This is a genomic window from Streptomyces sp. NPDC031445 (assembly GCF_055581365.1).
Genome location: NZ_JBVIJO010000002.1, coordinates 316021 through 332139, shown reverse-complemented (window position 1 = coordinate 332139; position 16119 = coordinate 316021). Strand labels below are relative to the sequence as shown.

Genomic DNA, 16119 nt, shown 5'->3' with positions numbered 1-16119 from the left:
GCTCCCCGGAGACGTCCGGCCGACGCGGTTCCGCCCCGGCCACCGTAGGGTTACGCCTATTCAACATGCAAAACTCAATATGTAAGGCAGACTTGAGAAGCACAAGGGGGCGCGCATGACCGGACGTCCGGGAAGGACCGGCAAGAGCGGGAGCCAGGCGGGCGCCGGCGATCTGCTCGAACTGGTGCGCAGCGGACGGGCCGTGACGCGCGGCGCGCTCCAGCGGGCGACCGGACTGTCCCGGGCCACCGTCGGCCAGCGCCTGGACCGGCTGTTCCGGGCGGGCTGGCTGCGCGAGGGCGCCGGCGGCCCGGTGGACTCGCCGCTCGGCGGACGCCCCTCCATCACCCTGGAGTTCGACGACTCCCACGCGGTGGTCCTCGTCGCCGACCTGGACACCCGGCACGCCCGCGCCGCCGTCCTCACCCTGACCGGCCGCATCCTCGCCGAGCAGGCCGGCACGCTGGTGGTCGAGGACGGCCCGGACGCGGTCCTGGGCGAGCTGGGCCACCGGTTCGCCGGGCTGCTGGCCAAGGCGGGGCGGAGCGCGGAGGAGGTGTGCGGGATCGGGCTGGCGGTGCCGGGCCCGGTGGACAGCGAGACCGGCCGGGTGGTCCAGCCGCCGATCATGCCGGGCTGGGACGGCTACGACATACCGGGCCGGCTCTCCCGCGCCCTCACCGACCGCACCGGGGCCCCCGCGGTGCCGGTCCTGGTCGACAACGACGCCAACCTCATGGCGTACGGCGAACAGCGCACCGGACACCCCGACTGCAGGGCCTTCGTGCTGGTCAAGGTGTCGACGGGCATCGGTGCCGGGGTGGTCGTGGACGGTGCGCTCTACCGGGGCGTCGACGGCGGCGCGGGCGACATCGGGCACATCCGGGTCGGCGCCGACGCGCTGTGCCGGTGCGGCTCGTACGGCTGTCTCGCGGCGGTGGCGAGCGGCGGTGCCGTGGCCCGCCGGCTGGCCGCCGCGGGGGTGCCGGCCGCCTCCGGCTCGGACGTGCGGGATCTGCTGGCCGCCGGGCACCCGGAGGCCGCCGCGCTGGCCCGGGAGGCCGGGCGGCAGGTCGGGGACGTGCTGGCGACGGTCGTGACCCTGCTCAACCCGGGTGTGCTGATGATCGCGGGCGACCTGGCCGGAACCCCCTTCCTGACCGGTGTGCGCGAGCTGCTCTACCAGCGGGCGCTGCCCCGATCCACGGGTCACCTGGACGTCGTCACCTCGCGGCTCGGCGACCGGGCCGGGCTGATCGGCGCGGGCGCGCTGGTGGTGGAGCACCTGTACGCCCCGGACCGGGTCGAGCAGCGGCTGTCGGAGCTGGGTGTGTGACGGGGCTGCCGCCACTCCTGGCCGGCGTCCGCCGAGCGGTCCGCATGGTGGAACGGAGCGGTCTGTGGCAGCGTGATTCTCGCCACCCTTGATAAGGGTTGCGCTCAGATGAGCGGATCATGCGCGGCTGCACTTCCTCAAGGGGTGGCACTCCGTGCCACCCCTTGATCGTTCATCGATCGAAATCAGTCGTGCCAGGGTCCGCTCACATGAGCAGAAAACTGCACCTGTGGAGACTGCTGTCTTCAAGAAGTGAAAACATATGGCTGGCCTCGCTTGCCAAGCCTTGACTTTCGATCCGCTGGCGGACGGGTGGTTACAGGCGCATGACGCGCAAGTGGACGTACCCAGGCACCTTCGATCTGGGTATGTTCCTCGCCATCAGGGCAGCCACCGTGGCCTCAAGGAGTCGAGACCCGTGTCGGAAAACAAAGAACCCCAGGCAGCGAAGTTCGTTTACGACTTCACCGAGGGCAACAAGGACCTCAAGGACCTGCTCGGCGGCAAGGGTGCCAATCTCGCCGAGATGACCAACCTGGGTCTCCCGGTCCCTCCCGGCTTCACGATCACCACGGAGGCCTGCAAGGTCTACCTGGAGAGCGGCGAGGAGCCCGCGGCACTCCGTGACGAGGTCAGCGCGCACCTCGAAGCCCTCGAAGCGAAGATGGGCAAGAAGCTCGGCCAGGCCGACGACCCGCTGCTCGTCTCCGTCCGCTCCGGCGCGAAGTTCTCCATGCCCGGCATGATGGACACGGTCCTGAACATCGGCCTGTCCGACACGTCGGTGCAGGGCCTGGCGGCCCAGGCCGGCGACGAGCGGTTCGCCTGGGACTCCTACCGCCGCCTCATCCAGATGTTCGGCAAGACCGTCCTCGGTGTCGACGGCGACCTCTTCGAGGAGGCCCTCGACAAGGCGAAGGCGGCCAAGAAGGTCGCGGTCGACACCGACCTGGAGGCCGCGGACCTCAAGAAGCTGGTCGCCACCTTCAAGAAGATCGTCAAGAAGGAGGCCGGCCGCGACTTCCCGCAGGACCCGCGCGAGCAGATGGACCTCGCCATCAAGGCGGTCTTCGACTCCTGGAACGGCGACCGCGCCAAGCTGTACCGGCGCCAGGAGCGCATCCCGCACGACCTGGGCACGGCCGTCAACGTCTGCTCGATGGTCTTCGGCAACCTCGGCCCCGACTCCGGCACCGGTGTCGCCTTCACCCGCGACCCCGCCTCCGGCCACCAGGGCGTCTACGGCGACTACCTGCAGAACGCCCAGGGCGAGGACGTGGTCGCGGGCATCCGCAACACCGTGCCGCTCGCCGAGCTGGAGCAGATCGACAAGAAGTCGTACGACCAGCTCATGCGGATCATGGAGACCCTGGAGAACCACTACAAGGACCTCTGCGACATCGAGTTCACCATCGAGCGCGGCCAGCTCTGGATGCTCCAGACGCGCGTCGGCAAGCGCACGGCGGGCGCGGCCTTCCGCATCGCCACCCAGCTGGTGGACCAGGGCCTCATCGACGAGACGGAGGCGCTCCAGCGCGTCACCGGGGCCCAGCTCGCGCAGCTGATGTTCCCGCGCTTCGACGAGCAGGCGAAGGTCGAGCAGGTCGCCCGGGGCATCGCGGCCTCGCCGGGCGCGGCGGTCGGCAAGGCGGTCTTCGACTCGTACACCGCGGTGAAGTGGTCCCGTTCGGGCGAGAAGGTGATCCTGGTCCGCCGGGAGACCAATCCCGACGACCTGGACGGCATGATCGCGGCCGAGGGCATCCTCACCTCCCGCGGCGGCAAGACCTCCCACGCGGCCGTCGTCGCCCGCGGCATGGGCAAGACCTGTGTCTGCGGCGCGGAGGAGCTGGAGGTCGACACCAAGCGCCGCCGGATGACGGTGCCCGGCGGACGCGTCGTGGAGGAGGGCGACCTGATCTCCATCGACGGCTCGTCCGGCAAGGTCTACCTGGGCGAGGTCCCGGTCGTGCCCTCCCCGGTGGTGGAGTACTTCGAGGGCCGCATGCACCCGGGCGCCGACGACGCCGACGAGCTGGTCGAGGCGGTCCACCGCATGATGGCCTTCGCCGACCGCAAGCGCCGCTTGCGGGTGCGCGCCAACGCGGACAACGCCGAGGACGCGCTGCGGGCGCGCCGCTTCGGCGCCCAGGGCATCGGCCTGTGCCGCACGGAGCACATGTTCCTCGGCGACCGCCGTGAGCTGGTCGAACGCCTCATCCTCGCCGACACGGAGGAGGAGCGCGAGGAGTCCCTGAAGGCCCTGCTGCCCCTGCAGAAGAAGGACTTCGTCGAACTCTTCGAGGCGATGGACGGCCTTCCGGTGACGATCCGTCTGCTGGACCCGCCGCTGCACGAGTTCCTGCCCGACATCACGGAACTCTCCGTCCGCGTGGCCCTCGCGGAGTCCCGCCAGGAGCCGCACGAGAACGAGCTGCGCCTGCTCCAGGCCGTGCACCGGCTGCACGAGCAGAACCCGATGCTGGGCCTGCGCGGCGTACGCCTGGGCCTGGTCATCCCCGGCCTGTTCACCATGCAGGTCCGGGCCATCGCGGAAGCGGCGGCCGAGCGCAAGGCGGCCAAGGGCGACCCGCGCGCGGAGATCATGATCCCGCTCGTCGGTACGGTCCAGGAGCTGGAGATCGTCCGCGAGGAGGCGGACCAGGTGGTCGCCGAGGTCGAGGCGGCGACCGGTACGCGGCTGAAGCTGGCGATCGGCACGATGATCGAGCTGCCGCGGGCCGCCCTCACGGCCGGCCAGATCGCCGAGGCTGCGGAGTTCTTCTCCTTCGGCACGAACGACCTGACGCAGACGGTGTGGGGCTTCAGCCGGGACGACGTGGAGGCCTCGTTCTTCACGGCGTACCTGGAGAAGGGCATCTTCGGCGTCAGCCCGTTCGAGACGATCGACAAGGACGGCGTCGGCTCCCTGGTGAAGGCGGCCGCCGAAGCGGGCCGTCGTACCCGCCCCGACCTCAAGCTCGGCGTCTGCGGCGAGCACGGCGGTGACCCGGAGTCGGTCCACTTCTTCCACGAGGCCGGCCTGGACTACGTCTCCTGCTCCCCGTTCCGCATCCCGGTCGCCCGCCTGGAGGCGGGCCGCGCGGCCACCCAGTCGGCGGGCAGCGACCACCGCTGACCCACCCGGTCCCCGGAGCCGCCGTCGGTCCCCGACCCTCACCGATCGGCGGCGGCTCCGGCGCACGAAAGAGGAGGGGCGGCACCCCGGTGCGGGGGGTGCCGCCCCTCTGCGCGGCCGGACCACCTCCCGCTTCCTATGATCAGTCGATCATTCAAGGGCGGGGTCCGAGAGAGCCGGGAGAACGACGATGAACGACAAGGTCACGCGGGTACCGCCGCGTCCCCGGCCGCGTCCCGTGGCGGACTGGGAGGACGCCGAGGAGAACGCCCTGGAGTGGGCCCGGTGGCTGGGTTTCGCCGGAGCGCGGCGGACGCCGGGCGGCGCGGACAGGGGACTCGACATCGACGGGCCCGGCGTGTACGGGCAGGTCAAGTTCCACGGCCGGGCCATCGCACCGAACCTGATCCAGCAACTGTTCGGTGCGCGGGGCCGCCGGGAGGGGGAGCTGCTCTTCTTCTCGAACTCCGGGTACACGAAGGCGGCCCTGGAGTGCGCGGACGATCTCGGTGTCCGCTGCTTCCAGTACTCGCCGTCCGATGGCGAGGTCACCTCCCGCAACGCCTCCGCGCGGGAACTGATGCAGCGCGCGCACCGGCCCGCGGAAGCGGGGGAGGAGGGTCCCCCGCGCACGGTGCGGAGGTTCACCGAGCCGGTCTTCCTGGACGGCGACTACGCGGAGTTCAGCCCGGACGGCTCGATGATCGCCTACAAGGACACGCTCACCTCCGTGCGCGTCGAGGAGTGGCCCAGCCGCGCGGAGGTCGCCACCTTCACCGAGGACAGCGAGGTACTCGGTCTGGAATTCGTCGCCCCCGCGCTGCTGGCGGTCCACTTCCCGTTCCTCGACGAGACGGTGCTCTGGGACGTCCGAGCCGACACCGTCCTGCGGACCGTCGGGGAGCGTCCGCGGCACGGGCGACCCGGCATGGCCTATGTGCGCCGGGTGGAGTGCGGTGGCCAGGTGGTCACCGTGTTCGGGCACGACGGGCCGGACCGCTGGTCCGTGCTCACGGGCGAACGGCAGCCTCCACTCCGGCTTCCCGGCGTGAACGGCATGACCGACGGGCTCGTCTCGTGGGGCATATCCCCCCAGGGGGTGCCGGTGGCGTGTTACGGCAGGCGGTCGGGGAAGAAGCGCAGCTGGAACCTCCACATCGGCGACCGGTTCCAGCGGATCGCCACGGAAAGCCACGGAACGGTGCCGTCCCGCTTCGCCTTCACCTCCGACGGCCGCCTGACGGCCGCGGTGGGACACGGTCCGGACATCGCGGTCTGGGACATGGACCGGGCCGAGAGGGTCGCCGTCCTGTGCACGGGCAACCCCCCTCCTGCCCGAGGACGAGGACGCGCTGGAGGCGGTGGCGTTCAGCGCGGACGACTCCCTCCTGGCCGTCGGGGGCCGTGACAGGACCGTCCGCCTGTGGAACATGCGTCTGCGCGAGGAGACCGCTCTGCTCGAAGGCTGCGAAGACGACGTCTCGAAGATCAGCTTCAGCCCGGACGGACGTCACCTGGTGGCGTCGGACGAGAGCGGGACCGCCCGGCTGTGGGACCTCTCGCGGGACCGATGACACACGGCCGCAACTCGTCTTTCGTAATCGGGGCGCATGGTTGATCGTTGGGCCGTGCATCGATGACGGACGTCAGGGGGCACACGATGACGATCAGCCGTAGGGAGCTGCTGGCCGCGGGGGTGGGCGCCGGAGCGCTCACGGCTTGCGGATCCAACACCGGCCGGGGCGGCGGTGGTTCGGGGCCGCAGCTGACGCAGTGGTACCACCAGTACGGCGAGCCCGGCACCGAGCGGGCCGTGCGGCGCTACGCCGCCGGCTTCGGCAAGGCGCGCGTGTCGGTGCAGTGGCGGCCCGGGAACTACGACCAGCAGATCGCCGCCGCGCTGCTCACCGACTCCGGGCCCGACGTCTTCGAGGTCAACGGGCCCACCCTGGACCAGATCCGGGGCGGGCAGGTGCTCGACCTCACCGACCTGGTGCGGGAGGTGAAGGACGACTTCAATCCGGCCGTGCTCACGCCGAAGACCCACGACGGCAGGGTCTACGGCATTCCGCAGGTCATCGACACGCAGATGCTCTACTACCGCAAGAGCCTGCTGGAGGACGCCGGTGTCGAGCCGCCCGCCACCCTGGACGCCCTGGTGGACGCCGCGCACCGGCTCACCACCGGCAAGGTGAAGGGGCTCTTCCTCGGCAACGACGGCGGAGCGGGCGTGCTCGGCGGGACCCCCCTGTACGCGGCCGGATTCCGGTTCGTCGGCGACGACGGCAAGGTCGGCTTCGACGACCCCGCCGCCGCCCGCACCCTCGGCAAGCTGCACCGGCTGTACGCCGACAAGTCCCTGCTCCTCGGCGCGCCCAGCGACTGGTCGGACCCGTCCGCCTTCGTCCAGGGGCTGACCGCGATGCAGTGGACCGGGCTGTGGGCGCTGCCGCAGGTCCGCAAGGAACTCGGTGACGATTTCGGGGTGCTGCCCTTCCCTCGGGACGGGAGCCACGGACGGCCCGCCGTGCCCGTCGGGGCGTACGGCGCCGCCGTCAGCGCCCGCAGCCGGCACAAGGAACCGGCCAGGGAGTACGTGAAGTGGCTCTGGGTCGACCGCACCGACCACCAGGAGGACTTCGCGCTCTCCTACGGGTTCCACATCCCCGCCCGGATCTCCCTCGCCGAGAAGGCCACCGCGCTGAAGGACGGTCCCGCCGCCGACGCCGTCCGCTTCACCACCGACCACGGCTACGCCCAGCCGCTGCTGTGGACCCCGGCGAGCCAGACCGCCTACCAGGACGCGCTCAGCCGGATCATCAAGGACGGGGCCGAGCCGGAGCGGGAACTGCGGGCCGTCGTACGGAAGGTGTCGGCCGAACTCGACCGTGTGAAGAAGGCGTCGTGAGGCGGCGCGGGGTGCTCTGGTTCTGGGTGTTCGTCGGGCCGTTCGCGCTCGGGCTCGCGCTGTTCACGTACGTCCCGCTGCTGTGGAGCGTGGCGCTCAGCCTCTTCGACGCGCACAACACGGTCACGCCGACGCGCTTCGTCGGGCTGGACAACTACACGGCCATGCTGCGGGACGGGGCGTTCGTGGACAGCCTGAAGACCTTCGCCGTCTTCACGGCCTTCATCGTGCCCGTCACCTACGCCTTCTCCCTCTCCCTCGCCCTGATGGTCAACCGCCTCAGGGCCGCCCGGGCCTTCTTCCGGTCCGTGTTCTTCCTGCCGGCCGCGTGCAGTTACGTCGTGGCCGCGCTCATCTGGAAGATGTCGCTGTTCAGCGGGGTGCGGTTCGGGCTCGCCAACACCGTGCTGGGATGGTTCGGCGGCGATCCCGTGGCCTGGCTGTCCACCACCGATCCGCCCTGGTACTGGCTGGTCGTCGTCACCGTACGGCTGTGGCTCCAGGCCGGGTTCTACATGATCCTGTTCCTCGCCGGGCTCCAGCGGATCGACCCGGCGCTGTACGAGGCGGCGGCGGTGGACGGGGCCCGGCCCGGCTGGACGGTGCTGCGGCACATCACCCTGCCCCAGCTGCGGGCCACGTCGGCCGCGGTGGTGCTGCTGCTCGTCGTGGGCGCCTTCCAGGCCTTCGACGAGTTCTACAACCTGCTGTCCGACGCCCGGGGCTATCCGCCGTACGCCCGGCCGCCGCTGGTCTACCTCTACTACACCGCCCTCGGACAGGGGCAGAACCTCGGGCTCGGCAGCGCGGGCGCGGTGATCCTCGCACTGGTCATCGGCGTCGTCACGGTGGGGCAGGCGCGCTGGCTGCGGCTGGGGAGGACGGACGGCGATGGATGACGCCCTGGTACGGGCCGGACGGGCGCTGCGGCTGGTGCTGCTGATCGCGCTCGCCCTGCTCTTCCTGCTCCCCTTCTACCTGCTCGTGCGCAACGGACTGGCCGACGAGAAGGACATCACCTCCCCCGAGTGGACCTTCTTCCCCCGCCACGTGCGGTGGGGCAACGCCCGCGAACTGTTCGGCGACCCGTCCGTGCCGTTCGCCCGGTCCCTGCTCAACTCCGCGCTGATCGCCGTCGCCACCACCCTCGGCACCCTGCTCCTCACCTCCCTCGCGGGGTACGGCCTCGCCCGCATCCCCTACCGCCACGCGAACAAGGTCTTCTACGCCGTGCTGGGCACCCTGCTCGTCCCGGCGGCCGTCACCTTCGTGCCCAGCTTCGTGCTGGTGTCGACGCTGGGCTGGGTCTCCACGCTGCGCGGACTGATCGTGCCGACCCTGTTCCCGGCCTTCGCCTGCTTCGTCTTCCGGCAGTACTTCCTGGGCTTCCCCCGGGAGCTGGAGGACGCGGCACAGGTGGACGGGCTCGGGTACTGGCGGACGTACTGGCTCGTCGTCGTACCCAACGCCCGTCCGGTGTTCGCGGCCGTCGGGACGATCGTGTTCCTCGGCGCGTGGAACTCCTTCCTGTGGCCGCTGGTGATCGGGCAGGACCAGAGCGCCTGGACGGTGCAGGTGGCCCTGTCCTCGTTCACCACCGCCCAGGTCGTGCGGCTGCACGAACTGTTCGTCGCGGCGGCCGTGTCGATCCTGCCGCTGCTCCTGGTGTTCCTGTGCTTCCAGCGGTGGATCGTGGCCGGGGTGGAGCGGTCCGGGATCGACTGACGCGGCCGGGGTCAGGCCGTGGAGCCGCCGTCGATCACCAGGTCGGCGCCGACCACCGAGGCCGCGTCGTCCGAGGCCAGGTACAGCACGGCGGCGGCCACCTCCGCGACGGTGGAGACCCGGCCGAGGGGCACCTCCTCGCGCATGCGCGCGGCCCGGCCGGCCTCGGTCTCCCCGTCCCGGAACGACATGTCCGTGGCGGTGGGGCCGGGGCTGACGGCGTTGACGCGCACACCGTCGGCGATGTGGTCCAGGGCGGCGGCGCGGGTGAGGACGGACACGGCCGCCTTGCTGACGGCGTAGCCGCCGGTGCCGGGCCGCCTGCTGTGCACGCCGATCCGGGAGGCGATGTTCACGATGGCGCCGCCGTCCGGCTGGGTGCGCATCCGCGCGATCTCGGCCTGGAGGGCGAGGAAGACACCGGTGACGTTGATGTCGAGCATCCGGCGCCAGTCCTCCTCGGCCAGGTCGCCCACGGACCGCCCCTTGCCCTGAAGCACCCCGGCGTTGTTCACGGCGACGTCCAGGGAGCCGAACCGGTCCACGGTGGTGTCCACCAGGGCGCGCAGGTCGTCGGCGCGGGAGACGTCGGCGGTGACGGCGAGCCCCTTGCCGCCCTCGGCCTCGATCAGTGCCACGGTCTCGTCCAGCGGCTCCCGGCGCCGGCCGGCGACGACGACCCGGGCGCCCTCCCGGGCCAGGGCGAGGGCCACCCCGCGGCCGATGCCGGAGCCGGCGCCGGTGACGAGGGCGGTCCGGCCGGAGAAGCGGTGCGTCATATGAGGTTCCCTTTTCTAGACCGAGCGGTTCAGTATGAGGGGGAGAAAAAGGCGCATCGGGAACGCGCCCCCGCAAGGAGCGCGTCCAGGGGGCGCGTCCAGGGGGCGCGTTCTCCGTGGTCCCGTTCAGGCGTCCAGCAGTGCCAGGGCCTGCTCCGCCGCGTCCCGGACCCTGGCCGGGTCCGTCGAGGCCTTGCCCACCACCCGCAGGCCCTGGAGCAGGACCAGCAGCATGCGCGCGAGGGTCAGCGGGTCGCGGTCCCCGGCCAGCTCGCCCTGGGCCTGGGCGCGGACGAGGGCGGAGTGCAGCAGGGTCTCGACGGTGTCCCAGCTGCGCTCCACCCGGCGGGCGGCCTCCCGGTCGTGCGGGGCCAGCTCGACCGCCGTGTTGGTGACCAGGCAGCCCTGCTCCCGGGTCGCCTCGGCGGTGGCCTCGGCGGCGAACCGCCGGACCAGCGCGCGCACGGCCGGCAGCACCGGGCCGGGCCGGGACAGCTCCCGCGTCAGCACCGGGTCCTGTGCCCGCCCGTACCGGTCCAGCGCCCGCAGGTACAGCTCGTGCTTGCTGCCGAAGGTGGCGTACAGGCTGGCCTTGCCGATGCCCAGGTGCCCGACCAGATCGGCCATCGACGTCGCCTCGTAGCCGCGCCGCCAGAACAGCTCCAGGGCCGACTGGAGCGCCGCGTCGGGGTCGAATTCCTTGGGTCGGGGCATGGAGGCAGGCTAGGCCCATCTGAACCGGTCGGTCAAGAAACAGCCGTGGCGACGAGGGGCTCGCGAGGGCGCCGCGCGCGTGCTGGCCACCGGTGGCAGCATGGAGGGCCATGCGCGCCGCGTACATCGAGCAGCTGGGTCCCCCGGACGTCATCCGGTACGGCGAGCTGCCCGCGCCCCGCCCCGGCCCGACCGACGTCCTGGTGGACGTGCTCGCCACCGCCGTGGACCCGGTGGACGCCCTCGTCCGGTCGGGGGTCTTCCGTACGGCCGTGGAGTTCCCGTTCGTCATCGGCCGGGATCTGGTGGGGACGGTCGCGGAGACCGGACCCGGTGTGACCGGCTTCCGGGCCGGTGACCGCGTGTGGTGCGACAGCCTCGGACACGAGGGGCGGCAGGGCGCGGCCGCCGAGCAGGCGGTGGTGGCGGCCGACCGGCTCTACCCCCTGCCCGGCGGCGTCGACCCGGACCTCGCCGTGGCCGCCCTGCACCCGGCCGCCACCGCGTACCTCGCCCTGTTCGTCCACGGCCGCCTCCGCCTCGGCGAGACGGTGCTGGTCGCGGGCGCCGCGGGCAACGTCGGCAGCGCCCTGGTGACGTTCGCCGCGCGGGCGGGGGCCCGGGTCCTCGCCACGGCCGGCGCCCGGGACGCCGCGTACTGCGCCGAGTCCGGCGCGGCCGAGGTGTTCGACTACCGCGACCCGGAGCTGACCGAAAAGATCCGCCGGGCGGCGCCGGCCGGTGTCGACGTGTACCTGGACACGGCGGGCGTGAACGACCTGGAGACCTCGGTCGGTCTGCTCGCCCGCCGTGGCCGGGTGGTGCTGCTCGCCGGGGCGGGGACCCGTCCCGTGCTGCCCGCCGGACCGCTGTACATGAACGGCGGCTCCGTCGTGGGCTTCGTCATCTCGCACGCGACGACGGCCGAACTCGCCGCCGCCGCGCGAGCCGTCAACGACCTGCTGGGGCAGGGTCTGCTGCGCCCCCGGAGCCTGGAGTTGCTCCCGCTGGGCGCCGCCGCCGAGGCGCACGCGCGGATGGAGCGGGGGGAACTGCGGGGCCGCCGGGTGGTCCTGCGCACGGACCTGGCCTGACCTGGTCCGGTCCGTGCGCCCCGTCGTCTACGGCGCCCGCGCTTCATCGCGCCGCGCGGTCCGTGCGCTCCGCCGCCTCCGCCCCGGGCTGCAGTGCCCGCGCCCGCATCTCATCTCGCGCGCGACGACCGTCGGGCTCGCCGCCGAGGCGCACGCGCGGGGGGAACCGCGGGGCCGCCGGGTCGTGCCGCGCACGGACCCGGTCCGCGGGCCCCGCCGGCCCGCGCCACCGCTACAGCGCCCGCACCTCGTACGCGGTCACCCGCGCCGACTCGTCGTCCAGGCACTCCCCGGTGACCAGGTCGAAGCGCTGCTTCAGCAGCGGGGACGCCACGAACGGGCGGCCCCGGTGGGTGCCGGTCAGGCCGCGGGAGAGGACGGCGGCGCCGGTGAAGGGGTCGCGGTTGTCGACGGCGTACAGCCGGTCCGCGCGGTCGCGGAAGAGGGCCGCCTGGCGGCCGTCCGGCAGCAGGGCCGCCACTCCGCGGCCCGGGACCAGCAGGCTCAGGTCGCAGACCGTGAACCAGTCGTCCGCCAGCCGGAGCCGTACCTTCAGGTCGGTCGTCTCAACTGCCAGGGTCATCGCTGGGCGCTTCCTTCCAGGACGTCGTCGGCGGGCCGCAGGCCGATGGCCAGCAGCGGCAGGTCGGGCTTGATCTGGTCGCGCTCGGGAACGAAGGAGACGACCGGGTCCGGGGTGTCCGGGGCGTTCACGAAGGACACGAACCGGGCCAGCTTCTCGGGGTCCCCGACCGTCTCCGCCCACTCGTCGCGGTAGTTCGCGACGTGCGCCCGCATCAGCTCCTCCAGCTCGTCGCAGATGCCGAGCGAGTCGTGCACCACCACGTCCCGTACGTGCTCCAGGCCCCCCGGGAGGCGCTCCAGCCAGGTGCTGGTGCGCTCCAGACGGTCGGCCGTACGGATGTAGAACATGAGGAACCGGTCGATCAGCCGGACCAGTTCGGCGTCGGACAGGTCCTGGGCCAGCAGGTCGGCGTGGCGCGGGCTGGCGCCGCCGTTGCCGCCGACGTACAGGTTCCAGCCGCCCGAGGTGGCGATCACCCCGAAGTCCTTGGACTGGGCCTCGGCGCACTCCCGGGCGCACCCGGACACCGCCGACTTCAGCTTGTGCGGGGACCTGAGGCCCCGGTAGCGCAGCTCCAGGTCGATCGCCATCCGGACCGAGTCCTGCACGCCGTAGCGGCACCAGGCGGAGCCCACGCAGGACTTCACCGTGCGCAGCGACTTGCCGTAGGCGTGGCCGGACTCGAAGCCGGCGTCCACCAGCCGGGCCCAGATCAGCGGGAGCTGCTCGACACGGGCACCGAACATGTCGATCCGCTGACCACCGGTGATCTTCGTGTAGAGGCCGAAGTCCCGGGCGATCTCGCCGATCACGATCAGCTTCTCCGGTGCGATCTCCCCGCCGGGGATGCGCGGCACCACCGAGTACGAGCCGTTCTTCTGGAGGTTGGCGAGGAAGTGGTCGTTGGTGTCCTGGAGCGCGGCCTGCTCGCCGTCCAGGACGTAACCGCTCGCGCCGATCACCGGGGCGAGGGAGGCGATGATCGAGCCGACGGCCGGCTTGCACACCTCGCAGCCGTCCCCGCCCCGGGCGCCCTCGCGGCCGTGGCGGTCCAGCAGTTCCCGGTACGACGTGATGCGCAGGGCCAGGACGATCTCGTACAGCTCCTCGCGGGTCTGGGCGAAGCAGCCGCACAGGCCCTTGTCGACCTCGACGCCGGACGCCTCCAGCTCGGCGTCGACCAGCCCGCCCAGCACCTTCACGCAACTGCCGCACGTGGTACCGGCCTTGGTGCACTTCTTCACCTCGGGCACCGTGGTGCACCGGTGCTCGGTGACCGCCGCGCGGATCGTGCCCTTGCGGACGTTGTTGCAGGAGCAGATGATCGCGTCGTCCGGCAGCGCGGCCGCGCCCAGCTGCGCCCCCGAATCGGCTCCGGCGGGCAGCACGAGCGACTCGGGGGAGACGGGCGGCACCGAGCCGGTGAGCGCGCGCAGGGTGCCGTACGCCTCCGCGTCGCCGACCAGGATGCCGCCGAGCAGCGTGCCGTCCGCGCCGATGACCAGCTTCTTGTACAGGCCCGCGCGGGAGTCGGAGTAGACGACGTCCAGGCAGTTCTCGGTGGTGCCGTGCGCGTCGCCGAAGGAGGCCACGTCGACGCCGAGCAGCTTCAGCTTGGTGGACAGGTCGGCGCCGGTGAAGGAGGCCTCGTCGGCCGCGATGGTCGCGGCGGCCGTCTCCGCCTGCTCGTAGCCCGGTGCCACCAGGCCGTAGACCCGGCCGTCGGCGGCCAGCGCGCACTCCCCGATCGCGAACACGTGCGGGTCGGAGACGGTCCGGCACTGCTCGTCCACCGCGATGCCGCCGCGCTCGCCGACCGTGAGGCCCGCGTCGCGGGCCAGCTGGTCGCGAGGGCGGACACCGGCGCTGAACACCACCAGGTCGGTGGCGAGTTCGGAGCCGTCGGACAGCCTCATGCCGGTGACGGCACCGGAGTCGTCCGTGACGATCTCCTGGGTGCCCACACCGGTGTGGACGGTCAGGCCCATGTCCCGGATGGTCCGCAGCAGGGCCGCGCCGCCCCCGTCGTCCACCTGCACCGGCATCAGGCGCGGCGCGAACTCCACGATGTGCGCGTCGAGTCCGAGCCCCTTGAGCGCGCCGGCGGCCTCCAGGCCGAGCAGACCGCCGCCGACCACGGCACCCGTGGCCGCCCGGGTCCTCGCGTACTCCTCGATCGCCAGCAGGTCCTCGATGGTCCGGTACACGAAGCAGCCCGTGGCGTCCTTGTTCGGCACCGGCGGCACGAACGGGCAGGAGCCGGTGGCCAGGACGAGGACGTCGTAGTCCACGGCCAGGCCCGAGCGGGCGGTCACCGTGCGCGCCTCGCGGTCGATCGTCTCCGCCGGGTCGCCGAGGTGCAGCTCGATGCCGTGGTCCTCGATGAACCCCATGTCGGTCAGGGAGAGCTCCTCGGCCGTCCTGCCGGAGAAGTACGAGGTCAGCTGGACGCGGTCGTACGCCGGACGCGGCTCCTCGCACAGCACGACCACGCGGTGCGTGGCGGTCAGGCCGCGCTCGGCGAGCGCCTCGAGGAAGCGCTGGCCGACCATGCCGTGGCCGACGAGCACGATCGTGGGGGTGGCCCCCGGGGTGGCGGTCATTCAGGAGCCTCCGTCGTTGGTGAGCAGGTGGAGCAGGGGGCCGTCGCCGGGGAGCGGATCCGCTCCCTCCCAGGCGCGGGCGAGCGCGCCCACGGTGCCGAGTTCGCCGACGAGGACCCCGCCGACCAGGCGGTCGTCGCGGACGACGACCTTGCGGTAGGTGCCGCGGGTGGCGTCGGCGATCCGCACGACGTCGTCACCCGGGTGCGGCTCGGTCTCGCCGAACGCGGCGAGGTCGAAGGGGGAGCCGGGACCGGTGAGGGTCAGCCGGGTCAGCGAGCGGGTGCCGGTGTAGCGGGCACGGGCGTCGCCCGCGAGCAGCTCGGCGAGCGCGTCGGCCTGTTCCAGGGCCGGGGCGGCCAGTCCGTAGACCGTGCCGTCGTGCTGGGCGCAGTCGCCGACGGCGTGCACGCGCGGGTCGGAGGTGCGCAGCTGGTCGTCGACGAGGATGCCCTCGCGGACGGCGAGGCCCGCCTGCTCGGCGAGACCCGTGCGGGGCCGTACCCCGCAGGCGAGGACCACGAGGTCGGCGCCGAGCGCGTACCCGTCGGCCAGCTCCACCGAGCGGACCTGGCCGGCGACGCAGCGCACGTCCCGCACCCGGCACTCGGTGTGCACCTCGACGCCCAGCCCGGTCAGGTGCCGCAGCACCAGCCGGGAGGCGTCCGGGTCGAGCTGGCGTTCCATGAGCCGCTCGGCCTGCTGCGCGAGCACCACCTGGGCGCCGCGCACGGCGAGCGCGCGGGCCGCGGAGACGCCGAGCAGCCCGCCGCCGATGACGACCGCCCGTACGCCGGGCCGCACGGCCCCGGCGAGGCCCAGGCAGTCGTCCATGGTGCGGAACGCGTGGACGCCCGCGGGCAGCCGGTGGCCGGGCCCGAACAGGCCGCGCAGCGGGGGCAGCACCGGGTTGGAGCCGGTGGCCAGCACCAGCGCGTCGTACGCGATGCGCGTGCCGTCGGCGCAGGTGACGGTCCGGGCGGCCCGGTCGATGCCGGTGACCCGGGTGCGCAGCAGGCCGGCGGGCGGCGGGAGGGCGATCACCTCAGGGGCGTACCGGCCGGCCAGCACCTCGGCCAGCAGCACCCGGTTGTACGGCGCGTGCTCCTCCTCGCCGACGAGCAGCGGGGGCGTGCCCAGCTCGCCGAGCCGCCGGGCGAGCCGTACGCCCGCGAGGCCGGCGCCGATCACCACCACACGCGTATTCGAGGTCATGTCCCGAGCGTGCGTCCCCG

12 protein-coding genes and 1 pseudogene are annotated in these 16119 nt (G+C 72.5%); 8 read left to right on the top strand and 5 right to left on the bottom strand.

Annotation, left to right across the window (positions count from 1 at the left end; translation table 11 throughout):
• Positions 1–115: 115 nt before the first annotated feature.
• The 7 genes and pseudogenes from ACZ5DC_RS07800 (at position 116) to ACZ5DC_RS07770 (ending at position 9108) form a co-directional block, all read left to right on the top strand.
• Positions 116–1336, top strand: coding sequence for an ROK family transcriptional regulator (locus ACZ5DC_RS07800; protein WP_468650463.1), 1221 nt, complete (start codon positions 116–118; stop codon positions 1334–1336).
• 418 nt (positions 1337–1754) lie between these two features.
• The gene (ppdK, locus tag ACZ5DC_RS07795) at positions 1755–4475 is read left to right on the top strand and encodes a pyruvate, phosphate dikinase (RefSeq protein WP_468650461.1); all 2721 of its coding nucleotides are present in this window, start codon (positions 1755–1757) and stop codon (positions 4473–4475) included.
• A gap of 190 nt (positions 4476–4665) precedes the next feature.
• Positions 4666–4968: pseudogene (locus ACZ5DC_RS07790) on the top strand (restriction endonuclease); the annotation flags it as partial.
• Positions 4969–5905: 937 nt separating this feature from the next.
• Complete coding sequence (locus ACZ5DC_RS07785; protein WP_468651268.1) at positions 5906–6049, top strand: hypothetical protein; 144 nt, start codon at positions 5906–5908, stop codon at positions 6047–6049.
• Positions 6050–6135: 86 nt separating this feature from the next.
• A complete protein-coding gene (locus tag ACZ5DC_RS07780; protein WP_468650459.1) occupies positions 6136–7383 on the top strand; it encodes an ABC transporter substrate-binding protein in 1248 nt (415 codons plus the stop codon).
• Positions 7380–8282: a carbohydrate ABC transporter permease gene (locus ACZ5DC_RS07775; protein WP_468650457.1), complete on the top strand. Its 903-nt coding sequence runs from the start codon at positions 7380–7382 to the stop codon at positions 8280–8282. Before ACZ5DC_RS07780 ends, ACZ5DC_RS07775 begins: the two co-directional genes overlap by 4 nt.
• The gene (locus ACZ5DC_RS07770) at positions 8275–9108 is read left to right on the top strand and encodes a carbohydrate ABC transporter permease (RefSeq protein ID WP_468650455.1); all 834 of its coding nucleotides are present in this window, start codon (positions 8275–8277) and stop codon (positions 9106–9108) included. The genes ACZ5DC_RS07775 and ACZ5DC_RS07770 overlap by 8 nt, the downstream gene beginning before the upstream one ends.
• 11 nt (positions 9109–9119) lie before the next feature.
• On the opposite strand, the gene ACZ5DC_RS07765 is transcribed toward ACZ5DC_RS07770, so the two are convergent.
• Together ACZ5DC_RS07765 and ACZ5DC_RS07760 are read right to left on the bottom strand one after the other, a co-directional pair.
• Entirely contained in the window at positions 9120–9887 is a 768-nt protein-coding gene (locus ACZ5DC_RS07765) for an SDR family NAD(P)-dependent oxidoreductase (RefSeq protein WP_366749490.1), read from the bottom strand.
• Positions 9888–10013: 126 nt separating this feature from the next.
• The gene (locus ACZ5DC_RS07760; RefSeq protein WP_468650453.1) at positions 10014–10601 is read right to left on the bottom strand and encodes a TetR/AcrR family transcriptional regulator; all 588 of its coding nucleotides are present in this window, start codon (positions 10599–10601) and stop codon (positions 10014–10016) included.
• Between the two features lie 110 nt (positions 10602–10711).
• Here ACZ5DC_RS07760 and ACZ5DC_RS07755 point away from each other — a divergent pair, with 110 nt between their 5' ends.
• Entirely contained in the window at positions 10712–11695 is a 984-nt protein-coding gene (locus ACZ5DC_RS07755; protein ID WP_468650451.1) for an NADPH:quinone reductase, read from the top strand.
• Positions 11696–11927: 232 nt separating this feature from the next.
• On the opposite strand, the gene nirD is transcribed toward ACZ5DC_RS07755, so the two are convergent.
• Genes nirD through ACZ5DC_RS07740 form a run of 3 tightly spaced genes read right to left on the bottom strand, consistent with a single transcriptional unit; the run spans position 11928 to position 16099 of the window.
• On the bottom strand, positions 11928–12278 hold the full coding sequence (nirD, locus tag ACZ5DC_RS07750) for a nitrite reductase small subunit NirD (RefSeq protein ID WP_366749486.1): 351 nt from the start codon (positions 12276–12278) through the stop codon (positions 11928–11930).
• Positions 12275–14884, bottom strand: a complete 2610-nt coding sequence (gene nirB, locus ACZ5DC_RS07745; RefSeq protein WP_468650449.1) for a nitrite reductase large subunit NirB — start codon at positions 14882–14884, stop codon at positions 12275–12277. Before nirB ends, nirD begins: the two co-directional genes overlap by 4 nt.
• Positions 14885–16099, bottom strand: coding sequence for an NAD(P)/FAD-dependent oxidoreductase (locus ACZ5DC_RS07740; protein WP_468650447.1), 1215 nt, complete (start codon positions 16097–16099; stop codon positions 14885–14887). It abuts the gene before it with no gap.
• Positions 16100–16119: the final 20 nt, after the last annotated feature.

Bases quoted from the DNA above. Each gene is read 5' to 3' on its own strand.
- ACZ5DC_RS07740 (WP_468650447.1), bottom strand. From the start codon at position 16,099: ATGACCTCGAATACGCGTGTGGTGGTGATCGGCGCCGGCCTCGCGGGC.
- nirD (WP_366749486.1), bottom strand. From the start codon at position 12,278: ATGACCCTGGCAGTTGAGACGACCGACCTGAAGGTACGGCTCCGGCTG.
- ACZ5DC_RS07765 (WP_366749490.1), bottom strand. From the start codon at position 9,887: ATGACGCACCGCTTCTCCGGCCGGACCGCCCTCGTCACCGGCGCCGGC.
- ACZ5DC_RS07780 (WP_468650459.1), top strand. From the start codon at position 6,136: ATGACGATCAGCCGTAGGGAGCTGCTGGCCGCGGGGGTGGGCGCCGGA.
- ACZ5DC_RS07770 (WP_468650455.1), top strand. From the start codon at position 8,275: ATGGATGACGCCCTGGTACGGGCCGGACGGGCGCTGCGGCTGGTGCTG.
- ACZ5DC_RS07760 (WP_468650453.1), bottom strand. From the start codon at position 10,601: ATGCCCCGACCCAAGGAATTCGACCCCGACGCGGCGCTCCAGTCGGCC.
- ACZ5DC_RS07755 (WP_468650451.1), top strand. From the start codon at position 10,712: ATGCGCGCCGCGTACATCGAGCAGCTGGGTCCCCCGGACGTCATCCGG.
- ACZ5DC_RS07800 (WP_468650463.1), top strand. From the start codon at position 116: ATGACCGGACGTCCGGGAAGGACCGGCAAGAGCGGGAGCCAGGCGGGC.
- nirB (WP_468650449.1), bottom strand. From the start codon at position 14,884: ATGACCGCCACCCCGGGGGCCACCCCCACGATCGTGCTCGTCGGCCAC.
- ACZ5DC_RS07785 (WP_468651268.1), top strand. From the start codon at position 5,906: ATGCGTCTGCGCGAGGAGACCGCTCTGCTCGAAGGCTGCGAAGACGAC.